The 18,765-nt window shown below is 51.9% G+C and carries 19 protein-coding genes; 16 read left to right on the plus strand and 3 right to left on the minus strand.

Annotated features, from left to right (window positions below; all coding sequences use genetic code 11):
- Positions 1-116: 116 nt before the first annotated feature.
- A complete protein-coding gene (gene oxyR, locus K5621_RS05680; RefSeq protein WP_221050668.1) occupies positions 117-1,022 on the plus strand; it encodes a hydrogen peroxide-inducible genes transcriptional activator OxyR in 906 nt (301 codons plus the stop codon).
- A gap of 48 nt (positions 1,023-1,070) precedes the next feature.
- Here oxyR and K5621_RS05685 read toward each other — a convergent pair whose 3' ends face one another.
- Both K5621_RS05685 and mutH read right to left on the minus strand, forming a co-directional pair.
- Complete coding sequence (locus K5621_RS05685) at positions 1,071-2,153, minus strand: adenylate/guanylate cyclase domain-containing protein (protein WP_100142044.1); 1,083 nt, start codon at positions 2,151-2,153, stop codon at positions 1,071-1,073.
- A gap of 123 nt (positions 2,154-2,276) precedes the next feature.
- Positions 2,277-2,951 carry a DNA mismatch repair endonuclease MutH gene (gene mutH, locus K5621_RS05690; protein ID WP_221050669.1) on the minus strand — a complete coding sequence of 225 codons (675 nt, stop codon included), beginning with the start codon at positions 2,949-2,951 and terminating at the stop codon, positions 2,277-2,279.
- Positions 2,952-3,648: 697 nt separating this feature from the next.
- Here mutH and rppH point away from each other — a divergent pair.
- The 10 genes from rppH (at position 3,649) to K5621_RS05740 (ending at position 12,280) form a co-directional block, all read left to right on the plus strand.
- A complete protein-coding gene (gene rppH / locus K5621_RS05695; protein WP_100142043.1) occupies positions 3,649-4,173 on the plus strand; it encodes an RNA pyrophosphohydrolase in 525 nt (174 codons plus the stop codon).
- A gap of 25 nt (positions 4,174-4,198) precedes the next feature.
- Positions 4,199-6,433, plus strand: a complete 2,235-nt coding sequence (ptsP, locus tag K5621_RS05700) for a phosphoenolpyruvate--protein phosphotransferase (RefSeq protein WP_221050670.1) — start codon at positions 4,199-4,201, stop codon at positions 6,431-6,433.
- A gap of 49 nt (positions 6,434-6,482) precedes the next feature.
- The gene (locus K5621_RS05705) at positions 6,483-7,283 is read left to right on the plus strand and encodes a sulfite exporter TauE/SafE family protein (protein ID WP_221050671.1); all 801 of its coding nucleotides are present in this window, start codon (positions 6,483-6,485) and stop codon (positions 7,281-7,283) included.
- 37 nt (positions 7,284-7,320) lie between these two features.
- Positions 7,321-8,148, plus strand: coding sequence for a prolipoprotein diacylglyceryl transferase (gene lgt / locus K5621_RS05710; protein WP_221050672.1), 828 nt, complete (start codon positions 7,321-7,323; stop codon positions 8,146-8,148).
- A complete protein-coding gene (gene thyA / locus K5621_RS05715; RefSeq protein ID WP_100142039.1) occupies positions 8,148-8,942 on the plus strand; it encodes a thymidylate synthase in 795 nt (264 codons plus the stop codon). Before lgt ends, thyA begins: the two co-directional genes overlap by 1 nt.
- 116 nt (positions 8,943-9,058) lie before the next feature.
- On the plus strand, positions 9,059-10,234 hold the full coding sequence (nhaA, locus tag K5621_RS05720; RefSeq protein WP_100142038.1) for a Na+/H+ antiporter NhaA: 1,176 nt from the start codon (positions 9,059-9,061) through the stop codon (positions 10,232-10,234).
- The gene (locus K5621_RS05725) at positions 10,231-10,614 is read left to right on the plus strand and encodes a hypothetical protein (protein WP_167387629.1); all 384 of its coding nucleotides are present in this window, start codon (positions 10,231-10,233) and stop codon (positions 10,612-10,614) included. Before nhaA ends, K5621_RS05725 begins: the two co-directional genes overlap by 4 nt.
- 16 nt (positions 10,615-10,630) lie before the next feature.
- Entirely contained in the window at positions 10,631-11,539 is a 909-nt protein-coding gene (nhaR, locus tag K5621_RS05730) for a transcriptional activator NhaR (protein ID WP_221050673.1), read from the plus strand.
- Between the two features lie 98 nt (positions 11,540-11,637).
- A complete protein-coding gene (locus tag K5621_RS05735) occupies positions 11,638-11,877 on the plus strand; it encodes an FAD assembly factor SdhE (protein WP_221050674.1) in 240 nt (79 codons plus the stop codon).
- Positions 11,858-12,280, plus strand: coding sequence for a protein YgfX (locus K5621_RS05740; RefSeq protein ID WP_100142036.1), 423 nt, complete (start codon positions 11,858-11,860; stop codon positions 12,278-12,280). Before K5621_RS05735 ends, K5621_RS05740 begins: the two co-directional genes overlap by 20 nt.
- A gap of 16 nt (positions 12,281-12,296) precedes the next feature.
- Here K5621_RS05740 and nadB read toward each other — a convergent pair whose 3' ends face one another.
- Complete coding sequence (gene nadB, locus K5621_RS05745) at positions 12,297-13,907, minus strand: L-aspartate oxidase (RefSeq protein WP_100142035.1); 1,611 nt, start codon at positions 13,905-13,907, stop codon at positions 12,297-12,299.
- A 199-nt stretch (positions 13,908-14,106) separates the two neighbouring features.
- Between nadB and rpoE the strand changes: the two genes are divergently transcribed.
- From rpoE to lepA, 5 genes are all read left to right on the plus strand, one after another.
- Positions 14,107-14,685: an RNA polymerase sigma factor RpoE gene (rpoE, locus tag K5621_RS05750; protein ID WP_025010551.1), complete on the plus strand. Its 579-nt coding sequence runs from the start codon at positions 14,107-14,109 to the stop codon at positions 14,683-14,685.
- 24 nt (positions 14,686-14,709) lie between these two features.
- Positions 14,710-15,330, plus strand: coding sequence for a sigma-E factor negative regulatory protein (locus K5621_RS05755; protein WP_100142034.1), 621 nt, complete (start codon positions 14,710-14,712; stop codon positions 15,328-15,330).
- A 9-nt stretch (positions 15,331-15,339) separates the two neighbouring features.
- On the plus strand, positions 15,340-16,272 hold the full coding sequence (locus K5621_RS05760; protein ID WP_100142033.1) for a MucB/RseB C-terminal domain-containing protein: 933 nt from the start codon (positions 15,340-15,342) through the stop codon (positions 16,270-16,272).
- Positions 16,273-16,282: 10 nt separating this feature from the next.
- Positions 16,283-16,762 carry a SoxR reducing system RseC family protein gene (locus K5621_RS05765; RefSeq protein WP_100142032.1) on the plus strand — a complete coding sequence of 160 codons (480 nt, stop codon included), beginning with the start codon at positions 16,283-16,285 and terminating at the stop codon, positions 16,760-16,762.
- Positions 16,763-16,879: 117 nt separating this feature from the next.
- Positions 16,880-18,670, plus strand: coding sequence for a translation elongation factor 4 (gene lepA / locus K5621_RS05770; protein WP_221050675.1), 1,791 nt, complete (start codon positions 16,880-16,882; stop codon positions 18,668-18,670).
- Positions 18,671-18,765 lie beyond the last annotated feature (95 nt).

Consider the following 18,765-nt stretch of genomic DNA (forward strand, 5'->3'; position numbering starts at 1 on the left):
ATCAGGATGATTTATCGCCTCGGTCACACTCCTGAGTTGATACTGCTGCCAAGCGGTGTTTTTGTGTTAGATTAGATAGAACTTTCTAATGCATTACTCAATTGGTAATCGATAAAATGAAACACTTACCCAGTTTGAAAAACCTCTATTATCTGGTGAATCTGCATCAGGAGCAGAATTTCAATCGGGCGGCCAAGGTGTGCCATGTGAGCCAATCGACTTTATCCAGTGGGATCCAGAACCTGGAAGAGCAGTTGGGCTATCAGCTGATCGAGCGGGATCACAAGTCCTTTATGTTTACCGCCATCGGTGAAGAAGTGGTGCAGCGTTCGCTGAAAATACTGACCGATGTTGATGACTTGGTGGAGTTGGTGAAAAACCAAGGAGCCCCCATGACTGGAGAGATTCGGCTCGGTTGTATCCCTACCATAGCGCCGTTTTTGTTGAGCCGGGTGGTTAAACAGTGCCAGAAGTCTTATCCGGATCTGAGTCTGTTGCTGAAAGAGGACACCACAGAGCGTTTGTTGACGGCCTTGGGGAAGGGAGAGCTGGATTTGCTGCTGTTGGCTCTGCCAGCGGATACTTCCGGCTATCACAGCATGAAGGTGGGGATAGATCCTTTCAAGATGGTGGTCCACAAGGATTTATCTGCCGACATTCATGAGCCGGTGGATTATCAGGCGCTGCCGGATGAGAGTATTTTTCTGTTGCAGAGTGAACATTGTATTACCGGTCATGCCATCAGTGCTTGCCAGTTGAGTGACAGCGCTAAGGTTAATCCTTTCGCCGCTACCAGTCTGCATACCTTGGTACAGATGGTGAATAGTAAACTGGGTACGACTTTTCTGCCGCAGATGGCGATAGATGCCGGGATATTGAAAGATACAGATCTGACGGTGATGAGTCCTCCTGGGGAGGCGCCATTTCGAGAGATTGGTCTGGTGTGGCGGCAGACGACCAGTCGGATCCTGACCTTCAGAACTTTGGGGCTTGAGATCCAGCAATTGCTGCAACAGGCCTAGGCTTGAATTAAATCCATAATAAAAAACGGCTCTTTAAGAGCCGTTTTTTTATGAATGATGACCTTGTTTGGGTTTAACCCCAAAAACTTCAATAGAGTGTTGTTTCCCCTTGAGTTTTACCGGCCCCAAATTGGTGAGCTGGTACTCGCTGTCATCATTTTCCAGCCTTGCTACCAGTGCGCCGGAGAGCAGCATCCTTTGTCCTAAGGGATTACACTGATCCTGCAGTCTCGCCAGGGTATTGAGCACGTCGCTGAAGAAACTGATCTCTTGCTTTTGTACACCAACCACGGCTGCAACCACTTGGCCGCAATGAGCCGCCGCCTTGAATTTGGGGACAAAGCCGTAATGTTCTTCAAAATAGCGTCGCTGCCAATTCAGCTGTTGGCTGAATTCAAAGTAGATGTTCATACATCTGTCATTGATGATGCCGTCTTCCAAGGGCCAGTGGATGAGCACGGCATCGCCCATATAACGATAGATCTCGGCATCATTGTTGGTGACCGTGTCGGAAAGCAAGCTGAAGCTGTCCTGGATCAGTCGACTGAAGCGGTAATCCCCCAGAGATTCGGCATGAGTGGTGGAGGCCACCATATCGAGATAGAGGAACAGTCGCTGCTCGTATCTGGGCTTATGATACTTACCCAGACCTATATTCAGCAGGATCCTGGGTCCCACCAGCAGGGCCATCTGTTCGATAAAGGCCAGTCCGACTCGTACGACCACCAGATAGATGATTAGCGCTTGGAATGAGGGGCTATAGAGGATATGCACCGTCAGCATCTGCCTCAAGGTTGCCATATGGTTCTCTATGGCCCACATATTGAGGTATTGGGTCATATATGCCAGGGTTGTTGCCCCCAGTAATAGGAACAAGCCTTTAAATATGACCGAGAAGAGATAAGGCAAACGGTTAATGGCGCTGAAATCGGCTATCAGATTTGACATCCAGTGCAGACTGCCGAAAATCACTCCCATATATGTCGCCAGGGTCGCGAGATCCGCCGAGCCGACAGCCCACTGAGGCAGCTCAGTGGTTTGGGCATAGCGAAAAAATACAAAAGCAGCCATAGCCACTGTCCATGCCAATATGGCAAACAGAAGCTTTTGGGCTTGGCGACGCGCTCTCACGGGGTGAAATCTATCCTAAATTAAAGGTGCCTGCTAAGGATGCGCTAGTTTATAGAATATACCCCTCTGATTTCCAGTGGTAATTGTGATCTTAATCAAGGCAAGTGCGGATTAGAGGCGATATCAGCCAAAAAAGCGTTCCAGTAGCCCTTTGGTGAACTGAGTCTTGAGATAAAAGCCCCTTGGATTTGTCATCTGGATGCTGCCATCTTCGGCAATACTCTCGGTTAGCACCTTACTATTGGCCGCCTTGGGTCTGAGCTGCAGCACCTCACCGTGCCTGGCGGTGATCTTACTGACTTTACCCATACTGATAAGTTCCATGATCTCTTCCCAATCCTGACGCAATAGTCTGTTTTCTTCGGCACTGGGTTGCCACAACAGCGGTGAGCCGATACGTCTGACTCCTGGAGATAGCGCTCTGTCTCCCTGAACCGGGATCCACAACACCCGTTGCAGCTTGTGATACACCAGACTCTGTTCCCAACGCAGGCCTGAGATATTAGTCAGCGGCGCGACACAAACATAGGTGGTTTCCAGCGGTATGCCACGTTCATTTATAGGAATGCTCTTCAGCTCTACCCCAAGGTGCAGAAAGTCCTGTTCGGGTTTGGAGCCAGCGGTCGCCCCCAACGCCAGTTCCAGTAACTGTCCAGTCCAACCTTTGTCGCGGCGAAAGTCTCTGGGCACGGCTACCCCTAAGGATTCGGCGAGTTGTCCCAGAGTCAGCCCGGCGATGTCGTCGGCGCGCTGCAGTAGTTGTGCCAAAGAACTTGGCGGCAAGATATTGGTTTTCATGGCGCTGATTTTACCTAAGCCATCTTGGATAACAAGGCTGTACAAAAAACGCTCTTCCACATAAGGGGGGAAGGTATATTCTATGTGTGCTTTTCTATCGTTTTGTTTTTATTGAATAAAGCGCTTGGTTTTAATCCGGGGTTGATGGTTTTTCTGAGTTACTCGCCGATTTCCCCTGTGTTGCCAACAAACTTATCCACAGCATTTTGGGATAACTGAATATTTTTTACTGTCAATAAAGGAAGTTGCTACCAGTGTCAACCCAATTATGTGCTGTTTCTGGCTTTTAGGCCGAGTTTTTGTCCATAGGGTGTGAATAAATTTTTGTGATACTAACCGCAAGTTGTTTTCCAATATGGAGCGGTTAAAAAGTGCGCTATCAATGACTTTTCTGTTTTTAGGAATATTTTTTTGTTTTTTAAGTCATTGTGATTAATCGTATTTTGTCTATTTTCCTTCATTGAAGGAAAAGCGTTAAATGATACAAAAAACAGCGTTTCCAGAAGTTCAGCCGAGTTTCAAACAGAGATATCCACAGTTTTTGTGGATATCCGGCTAAGGTTGGACTTGCCACTGTTGATAAAGTACAAATTCGTTACTATTTATCCCGGTAAAAAGCCGCAAATAGAGAATTGCTGCCGACGTGGGATTGTGAAACAATCGAATCATTGAAATTTATCGCTTTTTCGGAGTCCATGTGATTGACAGCGACGGTTTTCGCGCAAATGTGGGCATCATTATCTGCAACAGATTTGGCCAGGTGATGTGGGCCAGGCGATTTGGCCAACATTCCTGGCAATTTCCCCAAGGGGGATTGGATGATGGTGAATCAGCCGAAGATGCCATGTATCGCGAGCTGTATGAAGAAGTTGGGCTCAGGCCTGAGCATGTACAGATCCTGACTTCTACCCGCTCCTGGCTGCGATACAAGTTGCCAAAGCGTTTGGTGCGCCAAGACAGCAAGCCTGTTTGTATCGGCCAGAAACAGAAATGGTTTTTGCTTCAGCTCAAGAGCCAGGACAGTGCCGTCAACTTGAACTCGTCCGGCCATCCTGAGTTCGATGATTGGCGCTGGGTCAGTTATTGGTACCCTGTGCGTCAGGTGGTATCTTTTAAACGTGATGTTTACCGTAAAGTCATGAAAGAGTTCGCTGCAACGGCTCTGGCATTACAAACCCGGGAACCTTCACGCCGACGGGGACGACAAAGAGCTGCAGGCTGAGGTTTGATATCGAAAGGGGGAATAGGTGTTAAACACGCTCAGGGATATTACTCAGGCAGTTGCGGCCGCAAGGGATCTCGAGGCTGCCCTTGAGCTATTGGTCGGCCAGATAAAGGCCGCCATGAGCACTCAGTGTTGTTCTATCTATATTCTGGATAAAAATGAGTTGGTGCTCTCGGCCACAGATGGCTTGGAACCCAGTGCCGTCGGCCGAGTTCGTATGCCGTTGACCGAAGGTCTGGTGGGCTTGGTTGCTGAGCGTGAAGAAGCCATCAATCTAGCCGATGCCAGAGCCCATCCCAGATTCAAACTCTTTCCCGAAGTGGCCGAAGAGGAATATCGCGCCTTTCTCGCCGCGCCCATTATTTATCAGAAACAGCTGCTTGGCGTCATAGTGGTGCAGCAGCCCAGTGCCCGTCAGTTCAGCGAAGGGGAAGAAGCCTTTCTAATGACGCTGGCGGCGCAGTTGGCCATGGCCATTCGTGGCCTCAAGCAAAAGGCCAGCGTCAAGGAAGATCAGCTACAAATCCTGTTTCAGGGCACGCCGGCCTCCAATGGTATCGCCATTGCCCATGCTTTGGTGCTGGGCGGGCAGATATCCCTGGAGCAGCCGGATCAAACCGCAACAGATATCCCCAATGAGCTTGAGCGCCTCAAGACAGCAATCGAGCGTTGCCGTAACACCCTGAGTACCCTGGCACAGCGTTTTGACCGTGAGCAGGATGAAGAGGTGGTGTCTATCTTCTCGGCGCTACAACTCTTGCTGGAAGAGGCCAGCCTTGGGGGCGAATATCGCGATGAGGTGCTCGCGGGTTGGTGCGCCGAGTCGGCGGTCAGTCGCGTATCTTTGCGTTACATCACCCAGTTTATGGCGATGGAAGACCCCTATCTCAAGGAGCGGGCCAGCGATATCCGTGACTTGGGGCAGAAGGTGCTGCGCCAGTTGATTGAGCCGGAACGGTTGGAGCTCAATGCCGATAAGCCGGTTATTCTGGTGACCCGTGAAGCGGACACCACCTTGTTGGCCGAATTTCCGCGGCAAAAGTTGGCCGGGATAGTGACAGAGCTTGGCGGGGTCAACTCCCATGCCGCCATTCTGGCCCGGGCCTTGGGCGTGCCAGCCATCACAGGGGTCGACCAGGTCTTGGCTGCCGACATCGACAAGAAGCTTTTGGTGCTCAATGCCACCCGCGGTCAACTGATGGTGTCGCCGTCTCCGGCCGTGGTCGGTGAGTACCGCAGTTTATTGTCTGCCGAGAGAGCGTTGCAGCGGCAATACGCCAGAGAGTTGAACCTGCCGGCCGAGACGGTCGATGGCAAACGTATTCACCTATACATGAACGCGGGATTGCTCAGTGGTTTGGCCTCGGAAATTGCCGAAGGCGCCGATGGTATTGGGTTGTATCGCACCGAAATTCCTTTCATGTTACAGCAGCGTTTCCCCAGCGAGTCAGAGCAGGTCAAGGTGTATCGTCAGGTGCTGGAGGCGGCATCGGGGCGCCCCGTGGTGATGCGCACTCTGGATGTGGGCGGAGACAAGCCTCTGTCTTATTTCCCCATCAAGGAAGAAAACCCATTTTTGGGTTGGCGTGGCATTCGCTTGTCGCTGGACCATCCCGAGCTGTTTCTGGTACAAATCCGCGCCATGCTGCAGGCCAGCGGCAGCGGCGAGCAGCTGCATATTTTGCTGCCCATGGTCAGTAATCTCGATGAGATAGATCAAGCACTGGAATATATCGAACAGGCTTATTCCGAGCTTAAGTCGGATGTGAACCCCGAACTGAAATGGCCCAAGGTCGGCATTATGCTGGAAGTTCCTGCATTGTTGTATCAGCTCGATGAAGTGGCCAAACGGGTCGATTTTGTATCGGTCGGCAGTAACGACCTGACTCAGTATCTGTTGGCGGTGGATCGCAACAATCCCAGAGTTAGTGCCCTGTTTGACAGTTATCACCCGGGGATATTGCGTTCTCTGAAACAGGCGCGGGAGACATGCCGTCAATATGGCCTCGATGCCAGCGTCTGTGGTGAGTTGGCCGGGGAGCCCGGCGGCGCTTTGTTGCTGGTCGCCATGGGGTATAACCGCCTGAGTATGAACCAGGGCAGCTTGGCCCGGATCAATTATCTGCTGCGGCGGGTCCGCAGTGATGAGTTGGAACAGTTATTAGCTGAGGCACTGACACTCAGGAGCGGCAGCGAAGTGCGGCAACTGGTGCGTGATTATTTGGGACAAAGAGAGCTGGCTGCCATTCTCAATTGAGCCTGATGTGGCGGGTGTATGGAATAACAACAAGAATTAAGGAACCTCTGTGGACACATTTCTCTGGGTATTCGGTATTTGTTTGGCCTTGGGAGCCTTTGTCGGCTTTATGGCTGGCTTGTTGGGGATAGGCGGTGGTCTTATTGTGGTGCCGGCGCTGTTGTATATTTTACCCAAGGTGGGGGTTCCCGCGGCGCAGTTACCCCATGTTGCTATTGCCACTTCACTGGCGGCCATCATTTTGACCTCTTTTTCATCGGCCCGCGCCCACCATAGCCGCGGTAATATTCCTTGGCCGCTGTTTAAATCCATGTTACCCGGTCTGGCATTGGGAGCTTTATGTTCGGGGTTTATCGCCGAATTGATCCCTGCCGATGATCTGCGCCGCGCCTTTGCGGTGTTTGTGATTTTGATGGCCGCCCAGATGGCATTTCCTTTTCGTCCGGCGGCGAAAGAGGGCTTGCCGCCATTTCCCGTTTTACTTATCGTCTCGGCCATTATTGCCATTATTGCCGCCTTGATGGGCATAGGTGGTGGGGTGCTCTTAGTACCTTTCCTCACCTGGTGTGGGCTGCAGATGCGTCGGGCGGTGGGTTTTTCATCAGCTACTGGCCTTATCATCGCCCTTTGGGGCAGTTTAGGGTATGTTATCGCAGGCTGGAATGCCCCGGATATGCCAAGCGGCACTCTGGGGTATGTTTATCTGCCGGCGCTGGTGGGTATTATTGCTTCCTCCATGCTGATGGCGCCGGTCGGTGTCAAAGCGGCCAGTACCTGGCCGACACCTGTGCTGAAGAAAATATTTGCACTTTTATTGGTTGTTGTGGGTCTTAAACTTATTCTGGCCTGATCTGCGCCATCGTTAATTTAGGAATCGTCTTTCTGTTATGGCTTTAGAATTTCCCAATATCGATCCCGTGATCGTCTCCTTTGGCCCCTTTGAGCTGTTTGGCCAGACTTTTGAACCGGCTTTGCGTTGGTATGGTTTCATGTACCTGCTGGGCTTTGTGGCTGCCATGATACTGCTCAATCGTATGGCCGACAGATCCAAGGGATTATGGAGCCGTGAGCAGGTCTCTGATCTGCTGTTTTATGCTTTTCTCGGGGTGATCCTGGGGGGGCGCATAGGTTATGTGCTCTTCTACCATCTGGATTACTTTATTGCCGATCCCTTATACCTTTTTAGGATCAGTGAAGGCGGCATGTCCTTCCACGGTGGTTTGATGGGGGTCATTCTGGCCATGCTCTACATCGCCTGGAAACAGAAGCGCAGTTTCTTTGCGGTGGCCGATATGGTGGCTCCGGTGGTGCCCATTGGCCTGGGCGCTGGGCGTCTGGGTAACTTTATCAATGGTGAACTCTGGGGCCGGGTAACTGATGTGCCTTGGGCCATGGTGTTTCCTTCCGGTGGTCCCGAGCCTCGTCACCCTTCACAACTGTATCAATTTGCCCTCGAAGGCGTCGCGCTGTTTATTTTGCAGCAATGGTTTAGCAGGCGTAGTCCCAAGACCGGCGCCGTGTCCGGGATGTTTTTGCTCGGCTATGGTATCTTCCGCTGCATAGTGGAAACGGTCAGACAGCCGGATGCTCAACTCGGGCTCTATTGGGGCTTTTTGACCATGGGGCAGATACTGTCAGTGCCCATGATCCTCTTTGGACTCTATCTGTTAATGCGTAATGCGCCGCAGGCCGGCGTGGTGAAGGACAAGCAGTAATGCAGCAATATCTTGATTTAATGCAACATATTTTAGATGCCGGTACCGAAAAGAGTGACCGTACCGGTACGGGAACCCGCTCTGTATTTGGTTACCAGATGCGTTTTGACCTCAGTAAGGGGTTCCCCTTGGTGACCACCAAGAAGTGTCATTTGCGCTCCATCATCCATGAGTTACTCTGGTTCCTGAAAGGGGACACCAATGTTGCTTACCTGCATGAAAATAAAGTGACAATTTGGGATGAGTGGGCCGATGAGGCCGGTAATCTGGGGCCGGTTTACGGCGCTCAGTGGCGCAGTTGGCCAACGCCCGATGGCGGTCATATCGATCAGATCACTCAGGTGATAGAGCAGATCAAGTCGCAACCAGACTCCAGACGTTTGATTGTCTCGGCTTGGAACGTCTCCGAGCTCGACAAGATGGCCTTGGCACCTTGTCATGCCTTCTTCCAGTTTTATGTAGCGGATGGCAAGTTGTCCTGTCAGCTGTATCAACGCAGCTGTGATGTGTTCTTGGGGTTACCTTTCAATATTGCCAGCTATGCCTTGTTGACCATGATGGTGGCGCAGCAGTGCGACCTCGAATTGGGCGATTTTGTCTGGACCGGTGGTGATACCCATCTTTACTCCAATCATATGGAGCAAACGGCGCTACAACTCAGTCGTGAACCCAAGCCTTTGCCGCAAATGAAAATAATCCGTAAACCCGAATCAATTTTCGACTACCGATTCGAAGATTTCGAGTTGTCCGGTTACGATCCTCACCCGCATATCAAGGCGCCTGTCGCTATCTAAACCAGTTTTTTCGAGGAATACTTCGTATATTTCGAGGTATTCCTCAGAAACTTTCGATTATACTTACTTTAATCCATCTACTACACTCAAACCAATTATGTTTTTGGGAGTTTAGTATGGAAAAGGCACTTCGGAATTTCCTGAGCCAGGAGTCTGCCGGCGGTATTCTGTTATTGATTGCTGTAGCTTTGGCTATGGTCCTGGCCAATTCACCGTTAGCCGGTCTCTATCAAGGTTTTTTGGATACCCCGATGCAGTTGCGTCTCGGGGCCCTAGATATCAATAAGCCCTTATTGCTGTGGATCAATGATGGTCTGATGGCGCTGTTCTTTCTGTTGATTGGTCTGGAGGTCAAACGTGAGCTGCTGGAGGGGGCACTGTCCAGCGTTTCCAAGGCATCTCTGCCCACCTTTGCCGCTATAGGTGGCATGGTTGTTCCGGCCGCTATCTATCTGCTGTTTAACGCCAATGATCCTGTGACTCAGGGCGGCTGGGCGATTCCGGCCGCGACCGATATCGCTTTTGCGCTGGGGATCATGGCACTTTTGGGCAACCGGGTTCCAGTGGCGCTCAAGGTGTTTTTGCTGGCGCTGGCAATCATAGATGACCTTGGCGTCATCGTTATTATTGCGCTGTTCTATAGCAGTGATCTGTCCATGATCAGCCTCTTGATTGCCGCAGCTGCCGTCATAGGTTTGGTTACCTTGAATCGCCGTGGCGTGACTGCACTGGGGGCCTATGGCGTGCTTGGGGCCATTCTCTGGGTCGCCGTACTTAAGTCCGGGGTTCATGCTACTTTGGCCGGGGTGATCATCGCCTTCTGTATTCCGCTGCGCGACAAGAAGGGTGGTTCACCTTCCGAGCACCTGGAGCATGCGCTGCACCCTTGGAGCACCTTCCTGATCCTGCCGGTATTCGCTTTTGCCAATGCCGGGGTGGCTTTGGGGGGCATGTCGCTGGAGAGCCTGGTATCGCCTGTTCCTCTGGGTATCGCTTTGGGTCTGTTGCTCGGTAAGCCGATTGGTGTGGTGTTGTTCAGCTTTATCGCGGTTAAGTTGCGTCTGGCAGAGTTGCCCGAGGGGATTGCCTGGCGCCATATCATGCCTGTAGCCGTGATGTGCGGTATAGGGTTTACCATGTCGATGTTTATTGCCTCACTGGCGTTTGAGCATGGTGGCGTTGTCTATAGCGATTTGGCCAGGTTGGGGATCCTGATTGGATCTATGTTGGCGGCAGTCGTGGGCTATTTCTGGCTGTCAAAAGTGTTACCTGAAAAAGGAGAAAAGGAATGAAAACAAGCATAATGGCCGGACTCATTCTGGCGGGCTTAGCCCCTTTGGCTCAGGCGTCACAGATAGAAGCCTGTGTTGCAGACAAGGAAGCGGCCCTGTGTCAGAGTTATCTTGAGGGCGTTGTTGATGGTGCCCTCATGTATAAACCTCAGGCGGTAGGCGCTCGCTTGGACAGTAACGGCTATGAAGCTCGCGCGCTTAAGTATCGGGGAGGAAAGCGTTTTCAGGAAGCCAATCGCAAGTATTGCCTGGAGAGGATCCCGGATAGGGATCAACTGGTTATGGGGATCAGCGAAGCCTTTGAAAGCGGCGAGGTCAAGGATATAGAGACACTACAGCTGGCCGTAAATAATTTGCTGGACTGTCAACGTTTGAAGTAAGGAGTCGGGGCAGCCTATGTCTCATTTGAACTATAACCACCTATATTACTTTTGGATGGTGCATAAGCAAGGGTCTGTGACCAAGGCTGCCGAGACACTCTGTTTAACTCCCCAGACCATTACCGGCCAGATAAGGACGCTGGAGGAAAGGCTCAAGGGGAGTCTGTTCAAGCGGGTGGGGCGCAACCTGGCCCCAACTGAATTGGGCGAGCTGGTATTTCGCTACGCCGACAAAATGTTCAGCCTCTCTTATGAGATGCTCGATGTGCTCAACTATCGCAAGGATGAGTCCATCCTGTTCGAGGTGGGTATTGCCGATGCCCTCTCCAAGGCGCTGGCCAGTCGAGTGTTGATGTCGGTAATCCCGGCCAACAGCTCTATGCACCTAGCCTGTTATGAATCGACTCACGAGAGCCTAATGACCCGGCTCAGGGAACATAAGTTGGATATGATACTGTCGGATTGTGCCGGAGAGTCCCTCAAGTATCCTGAAATTCTCTCCAAGAAGCTGGGAGAGTGCGGTATCGCCTTCTTCTCGGCGCAGGAGTTCAAAAGTGGTTTCCCCGAATGTCTGGAGGAGGGCCCCTTACTGATCCCCAGTCGGCGTACCTCCCTGGGCCAGCAACTCTATCGCTGGTTTGATGAGAAACGTCTCAATGTTAAAATCCTCGGTGAGTTCGACGATGCGGCTATGATGAAGGCCTTTGGCTATTTCCGTAAGGGGATATTTGTTGCCCCCTCTATTTATCAGCAGGATATTCTCGAGCACAACATACGTCTGCTCGGTGAAACCATGGAGATCAAAGAGGAATATCATGTGATGTTTGCCGAACGGATGATCCAGCATCCGGCGGTGCAGCGCTTGTTGGAAACCGATTTTGGTGACTTGTTCGCCGGTCGAGACCTTCAAGTGCAGCAGTTTTGATGCGGGGAGATGATAAAGGCGGATATTCGACAGCGCAGACGCCAGAATGTAAACTTGCGGCAAAACTCTTGATTGGAGCAAGAAAGGTGTCTGACTTGATGAGTACCCCCAGGGTGAAGTGGGCATGTCGCCGTGGGATGCTGGAGCTTGATGTACTGTTTCAACCCTTTGTGGAACAGCATTACGAAACGCTGAGCCCTGACGATAAGGCTCTGTTTGTTCGTCTGCTTGAGTGTGAAGACCCGGAACTGTTTGCCTGGTTTATGGGGCATGAGCAATGTCCGGATCCACAACTGGCACAGATGGTAGTGCGCGTTCGTGGCCGGGCAGCGCCATAGGTTTCAACTCAGTTCTTCCTTCAGCCAGTATCTGAGTCTGATGGTGCTGGCTGCCGTTTGTTTGAGCAGTTTTCTTGTCTGGCCGGCGCTGGATTATCCCTTCTATCTATCGTTCAAATACCTGTGTCTATTGCTAATGTTGACAGGCTTTGGCCTGGCGCTGTGGCGTTTGCATCGCTGGCAACTCTGTTTCTGGCTCAATGAATTGGGTGAAGGACAGTTCGAACCCGGTTCGAGTTTCGAACTCAGTGGCAGACCTTGGGTCAGCCCCTTTGTGGTGACTTTTACCTATCAGGGGAAGGAAAACTGCGGGCGTTGCTGGCTGTTTGCCGATATGTTTGACGACACAGACTATCGTCATCTGTGTCGTCTATTGTTGCTGTGCTCAAAGTCCGCTAACTGAACTCATTTCTACCAAGTTATTCAGGTTGCAGAATGGTAGGCTGCGGGTTGTCCAGTTTCTGTGGGTGATCGATATTGCAGTGCAGGCCGCGGCTTTCCTTGCGGGCCATGGCGCAGCGGATGATCAACTCGGCCACCTGTACCAGGTTGCGCAATTCCAGCAGGTTATTGCTGACGTGGAAGTTGCTGTAATACTCCTGGATCTCCTGTTGCAGCATGGCGCAGCGACGCAGGGCCCGCTCCAAACGCTTGTCTGAGCGCACAATGCCGACATAGTCCCACATAAAGAGTCTCAGCTCGTGCCAGTTGTGGGCAATCACCACCTCTTCATCCGAGTTACATACTTGGCTTTCATCCCAGGCCGGGATATTGCCGGGCATAACGACTTTATTCAGTTGGCTTTGAATGTCGGTCGAAGCGGCGCGGGCAAATACCAGGCACTCCAGCAAGGAGTTACTCGCCAGGCGGTTGGCGCCGTGTAGTCCGGTATAAGCCACTTCACCTATGGCATAGAGGCCATTGAGATCTGTCTGACCGTGAAAATCTGTCATTACCCCGCCGCAGGTATAGTGAGCGGCAGGCACCACAGGGATTGGCTGTTTGGTAATATCTATCCCCAAGTCTAGACAGCGTTGGTAAATGGTGGGGAAATGCTTGATGACAAATTCCGGGTCCTTGTGGCTGATATCCAGGTAGACGCAATCGGCGCCGAGGCGCTTCATTTCATAGTCTATGGCTCTGGCCACTATGTCCCTAGGCGCCAGTTCGGCGCGTTCATCGAAGTCTGGCATAAAGCGACTTCCATCGGGACGGCGCAGATAGGCGCCTTCACCGCGCAGAGCTTCGGTCAGCAGGAAATTACGAGCATCTGAATGGTATAGACAGGTCGGGTGGAACTGATTGAATTCCATGTTGGCTACCCGGCAACCGGCACGCCAGGCCATGGCAATACCATCGCCACTGGCGATATCCGGGTTGGAGGTGTACTGGTAAACCTTGGAACTGCCGCCGGTCGCCAGAGCAACAAACTTGGCCTTGATGGTTTCTACCTGCTCAAGGTTACGGTTCCAGACATAGGCACCCAATACTCGGTTGCCCGGACGGCCCAGTTTACGGGTGGTGATCAAATCTATGGCGTTATAACGCTCAAGCACCAGAATATTGGGGTGGGCCTGGGCCATCTCCTGCAGTGTGGTCTGTACCTCTTTGCCGGTGGCATCGGCGGCGTGCAGAATACGTCTGTGGCTGTGGCCACCTTCGCGGGTTAGATGGTAGGCGCTGTCATTGATGCTGCCATCGGGGTTTTCTTCCTTATCGAAGGCAACACCGCATTCAATCAGCCATTGCATGGCGGCGCGAGCATTTTCGGCCGTGTAGGTTACCACGGCTTCATCACAGAGTCCGGCGCCGGCGACCAAGGTGTCGGCCACGTGGGATTCTATGGTATCCTCCTCGTCGAAAACCGAGGCTATGCCCCCTTGGGCATAATAGGTTGAGCCTTCGTTGAGAGGACCTTTGGAGAGTAAAATGACTTTGGTTTTTTCAGCCAGGTGAAGGGCGAGAGTCAAGCCCGCTGCACCACTGCCTATGACCAGGACGTCAGATTGGTGTTCAACTACTTGTTTCATCGGGTATCATGAGATGTGACTGGGGGTTCGGTTATGGTAAACCAACTCGCAAGGGATGGATACAACTCAGCTCAGGATATTCACAGTACATTTTTTGCAAAACATCAGAACTTTTTCGAAGCACGCTAGTCTACATAAGTGAATATGATTCGAGCGACTGAGAAATCAGCATTATAAGATTTGGGAGAAGTCGGCTCGGATGAGTGGACAAACAAGTGATCAACAACTGGTTGAGCGCGTACAACGTGGCGATAAAAACGCTTTTAACCTGCTGGTACAGAAGTATCAGAGTAAGGTCATCAATCTGATATCCCGTTATGTACGGAATCAGGCCGATGTAGCAGACGTAGCGCAAGAGGCTTTTATCAAGGCTTATCGGGCGTTACCTAATTTTCGCGGTGAGAGTGCCTTTTATACCTGGTTGTACCGAATAGCAGTAAATACGGCCAAGAATCATCTGGTGTCACAGGGGCGCAGAACACCTGCGAACGATGTTGATGCCGATGAAGCCGAATTTTACGATGGCAGCGATGCCCTGAAAGAGTTCGCCTCCCCTGAGCGGTTGATGCTTTCAGACGAGATAAAGAAGACTGTCTTCGACACTCTCGAATCGCTGCCGGAAGAGTTAAAGATGGCTATCTCCTTGCGTGAGCTTGATGGTATGAGCTACGAGGATATTGCCAATGTGATGGATTGCCCTGTCGGTACTGTGAGATCTCGCATCTTTCGCGCCCGGGAAGCCATCGACAAGAAGCTCCAGCCTTTGCTGGAAAGATGACCCTTTAATAGAGACAGGTGAGTAATGGATAAATTAGGTCAGGAGTGGGTTTCTGCGGCAGTGGACGGCGAAACCGACGCTCAGACGCTGGCAGAACTGGCTGGTGACACTGCTTCTCACGACAAGTGGCGTAACTACCACCTAATTGGTGATGCTATGCGTGGCGAGTTGCCCTCAGCTATCCCCTTGGATCTTTCCGCCAGTATTGCGGCCGCTATCGACAAGGAACCGACAATTGTCGCACCTGTCACCTCAACCCCGGTATCTGTGGCCGATGAGCCCCAACGTCAGGTTGCCAGCGGTGGTAGAGTGATCCCCATGTTCAAGCAGTTTGGCCAGTATGCTATTGCGGCCACCGTTGCCATGGTTGCCATAGTCGGCGTTCAGAATTACAACCAGACACCCGAAAGCCAGGATCCTGCATCCCCCGTGCTTATTACCCGTCCTTTGGTAGGCAGCGCCTCACCCGTTAGCCTGCAAACCGGACCGGTTCAGCAACCTCAGGGGTATACCAATGAGCAGTTGATTGAGCAGCGTCGCCGGATCAACAGCTATATTCAGGATCATATGTTGCAACAGAGATTGAATGCCGGTGTGGTTATGGATAACAATAACGAGGTCGTTCCTGTTCCTATGAATCGTTAAGGAAATCTCTTGCGTCTTTTCCTCTTGGCCATTCTGGCCTTTGCTTTTCCTGCCTTAGCGCAGGATGATATGTCCGCCAAGGTCTGGCTTGAAAAAATGAGTCAGGCCTTGCGCGAGAAAGAATACAAGATTTCACTCATCCAACTTCAGGCCGATAATATTCGGCCTTTGGTATACCTGCACGGTAAAGTCAACGGCGAAGAGGTAGCCTTCCTTGAACACCTCAATGGCCCGCCGAAGAATGCTGTCCGTGTCGGTAATACAGTGACCTTTATTGAACATGACCAGCCCGCCTACAGCATTAAGGCCAAGCGTATTCAAGGGGTAATGCCAGCGGCCTTCTTCGGTGACAGCGGCGATCTTGAAGCCGGGTACCAATTGGTGCTGGGGGGGCGCAGTCGTATCGCTGGGCGTCCCGGACAGATGATCCGCATTTTGCCCAATGATGAATTTCGTTACGGTTTCCAGGTGTGGTTGGATATGGAAACCTTCCTGCCGCTGCGCTATGACATGCTGAATCAGGATAAACAACTGCTGGAACAGTTGTTGGTCATCGAACTGATAGAACTGCAAGAGACCGCGCCTCTGTTGGTGGAAGCCTATAAGCAGGAATGGCCGGCAGTCATGAATCTGTCAGAACGTGAAGATGGCCAGAACTGGCAGTTTGAATGGTTACCCGCCGGTTTCCAGGTGGTGGTTCGCGATCATCATCGCCTGATTGGCAGTCATGAGCCGGTGGAATACATAGCCCTGACCGATGGCCTCAGCAATATCTCCGTCTATGTTGCCCGCGCCGGTGACGCGCCCATGCCGGAAGAACTGATGACCCGTAATGGCCTTTCTATGGCCGCCGACCGAGTCGGTAATTTGGAAGTGGTTGCCGTTGGTAAGGTGCCGACACAAACGCTTATCCGTATCGCTTCGGGTCTAAGGCTGGAGTGAGGGCTGAATTATGATGGAGCAGGTGGCTAAGGTCGTTGGCACAGACAGCGATGGTTGGGTCAAGGTGCAGGTGGAGTTGAAGAGTGCCTGTAATCACTGCTCCAGCAGCGAATCCTGCGGCACCTCGGCTGTTGCCAAGGCGTTTGGCAGCCGGCTACAGGAGTTTTCCCTGCCCAGCACTGAAACTTATCCCGAAGGCACTCTATTGCGCTTAGGCTTGCCTGAAAGCGTAGTGCTCAAGGCGGCATTGTTGGTTTATATGCTGCCTTTGGCCGGGTTGTTTCTAGGCGGGCTGCTGGGACGATTTGTTGCCTCGCTCGCCGGTTTCAATACTGATGGCGGCGCCATCTCTCTGGCGATCGCCTTTGCCTTGCTGGCTTGGTTACTGGGTAAGTCTCAAGCGCGCAGCATTGAAAGTCAGGCTCAGCCCGTCATTCTCGCCAATCTGGGCCAAGCCATGGAAACGGCTTCAGAAAGCAAGTGTCACTAACCCCGTCATCGCCACAAAGGCTCAAAGTGTGAATCTAATTGGTATTGGCCCCGCAATCGGGTACAATTTCGCACCTTTAAGCACAGTCTCCCATTAGAATTTAGTCATTGCAGCATAATGAAACATATTAGAAACTTTTCGATTATTGCCCATATCGACCATGGCAAATCTACCCTCTCAGATCGCCTGATCCAGGTTTGTGGCGGCTTAACCGACCGTGAAATGGCTGCTCAGGTGCTGGATTCAATGGATCTGGAGCGCGAACGCGGTATCACCATCAAGGCCCAGAGCGTTACGCTCGACTATAAGGCCAAAGACGGTGAAACCTATCAGCTGAACTTCATCGATACCCCTGGACACGTTGACTTCTCCTATGAAGTTTCCCGCTCGCTGGCGGCTTGTGAGGGAGCATTGCTGGTGGTTGATGCCGGTCAAGGGGTTGAAGCCCAAACTCTGGCGAACTGTTATACCGCGCTGGAAATGGATCTGGACGTTGTTCCTGTACTCAACAAGATTGACTTGCCACAGGCTGAGCCCGAGCGGGTGGCGGCCGAGATCGAAGATATAGTCGGTATTGAAGCCAAAGACGCTGTGCGCTGCTCTGCCAAGACTGGTGTCGGCATAGACGAAGTGCTGGAAACCATAGTGGCACAAATCCCACCGCCGGAAGGTGACCCGGAAGGGCCGCTGCAGGCACTGATTGTTGACTCCTGGTTCGACAGCTACCAAGGGGTTGTGTCCCTGGTGCGGATCAAGAACGGCGTGCTCAAGAAGGGCGATAAGTTCAAGGTCATGAGCACAGGCCAGACTTACAACGCCGACAAGGTGGGGATCTTCACTCCCAAGCAGAAAGAAAAAACTGAACTGAGAACCGGTGAAGTAGGCTTTGTTATTGCCGGTATCAAAGAGATCCACGGGGCCCCCGTGGGGGATACCCTGACCCATGCCAAACACGGTGCAGACAAGCCTCTGCCTGGCTTCAAGAAAGTGAAGCCTCAGGTATACGCAGGTGTGTTCCCCATCTCTACCGACGACTATGAAAACTTCCGTGATGCGTTGAATAAACTGAGCTTGAACGATGCTTCACTGCAGTTTGAGCCGGAAAACTCCACGGCTCTGGGTTTTGGTTTCCGTATCGGCTATCTGGGACTTCTGCATATGGAGATCATCCAGGAGCGATTGGAGCGGGAATATAACCTGGATCTGATCACCACGGCGCCGACTGTAGAGTATGAAGTTGAACTGACCAATGGCGATGTTGTCTATGTGGATAACCCATCGGAGTTGCCGGCACTCAACTATATCGAGGAGATGCGTGAGCCTATCGTCGAAGCCAATATTCTGGTGCCCAAAGATTACCTGGGCAACGTGATCACTCTGTGTGTTGAAAAGCGCGGTGTGCAGAAGAATATGGTTTACCACGGCAACCAGGTAGCACTGACCTATCATATTCCGGCGGCCGAAGTCGTGATGGACTTCTTTGACAGGCTTAAGTCCACCAGTCGTGGCTATGCTTCGCTTGAGTATAACTTTGTCTACTTCCAGGCGGCGGACATGGTGCGTTTGGATGTGTTGATCAACGGCGACAGAGTCGATGCTCTGGCGATGATCATCCACAGGGGCAACATACGCCACCGTGGTATCGCCCTAGTGGAGAAGATGAAAGAGCTGATCCCGCGGCAGATGTTTGATATTGCAATTCAAGCTGCAGTGGGCAGTCAGATTGTGGCCCGTTCGACCGTGAAAGCACTGCGTAAAGACGTAACCGCTAAATGTTACGGTGGTGACGTTTCCCGGAAGAAGAAACTGCTACAGAAGCAGAAAGAAGGTAAGAAACGGATGAAGCAGCTCGGTAACGTGGAAGTTCCACAGGAAGCCTTCCTGGCGGTATTGAAACTGAACGAGTGATCCTGTGGCGCCGCAGCGCCCAGGATAGCAACATCTCATTTGCGCCGCATTTTGCGGCGCTTTAGTTAGTTTAAGGGGAGACCTGTCCCTGGAAC

It is taken from the genome of Shewanella carassii, from assembly GCF_019670705.1.
Lineage (GTDB): Bacteria > Pseudomonadota > Gammaproteobacteria > Enterobacterales > Shewanellaceae > Shewanella > Shewanella carassii.

Bases quoted from the DNA above. Each gene is read 5' to 3' on its own strand.
- oxyR (WP_221050668.1), top strand. From the start codon at position 117: ATGAAACACTTACCCAGTTTGAAAAACCTCTATTATCTGGTGAATCTG.
- mutH (WP_221050669.1), bottom strand. From the start codon at position 2,951: ATGAAAACCAATATCTTGCCGCCAAGTTCTTTGGCACAACTACTGCAG.
- lgt (WP_221050672.1), top strand. From the start codon at position 7,321: ATGGCTTTAGAATTTCCCAATATCGATCCCGTGATCGTCTCCTTTGGC.
- thyA (WP_100142039.1), top strand. From the start codon at position 8,148: ATGCAGCAATATCTTGATTTAATGCAACATATTTTAGATGCCGGTACC.
- nhaA (WP_100142038.1), top strand. From the start codon at position 9,059: ATGGAAAAGGCACTTCGGAATTTCCTGAGCCAGGAGTCTGCCGGCGGT.
- K5621_RS05725 (WP_167387629.1), top strand. From the start codon at position 10,231: ATGAAAACAAGCATAATGGCCGGACTCATTCTGGCGGGCTTAGCCCCT.
- nhaR (WP_221050673.1), top strand. From the start codon at position 10,631: ATGTCTCATTTGAACTATAACCACCTATATTACTTTTGGATGGTGCAT.
- K5621_RS05735 (WP_221050674.1), top strand. From the start codon at position 11,638: ATGAGTACCCCCAGGGTGAAGTGGGCATGTCGCCGTGGGATGCTGGAG.
- nadB (WP_100142035.1), bottom strand. From the start codon at position 13,907: ATGAAACAAGTAGTTGAACACCAATCTGACGTCCTGGTCATAGGCAGT.
- rpoE (WP_025010551.1), top strand. From the start codon at position 14,107: ATGAGTGGACAAACAAGTGATCAACAACTGGTTGAGCGCGTACAACGT.
- K5621_RS05755 (WP_100142034.1), top strand. From the start codon at position 14,710: ATGGATAAATTAGGTCAGGAGTGGGTTTCTGCGGCAGTGGACGGCGAA.
- K5621_RS05765 (WP_100142032.1), top strand. From the start codon at position 16,283: ATGATGGAGCAGGTGGCTAAGGTCGTTGGCACAGACAGCGATGGTTGG.
- lepA (WP_221050675.1), top strand. From the start codon at position 16,880: ATGAAACATATTAGAAACTTTTCGATTATTGCCCATATCGACCATGGC.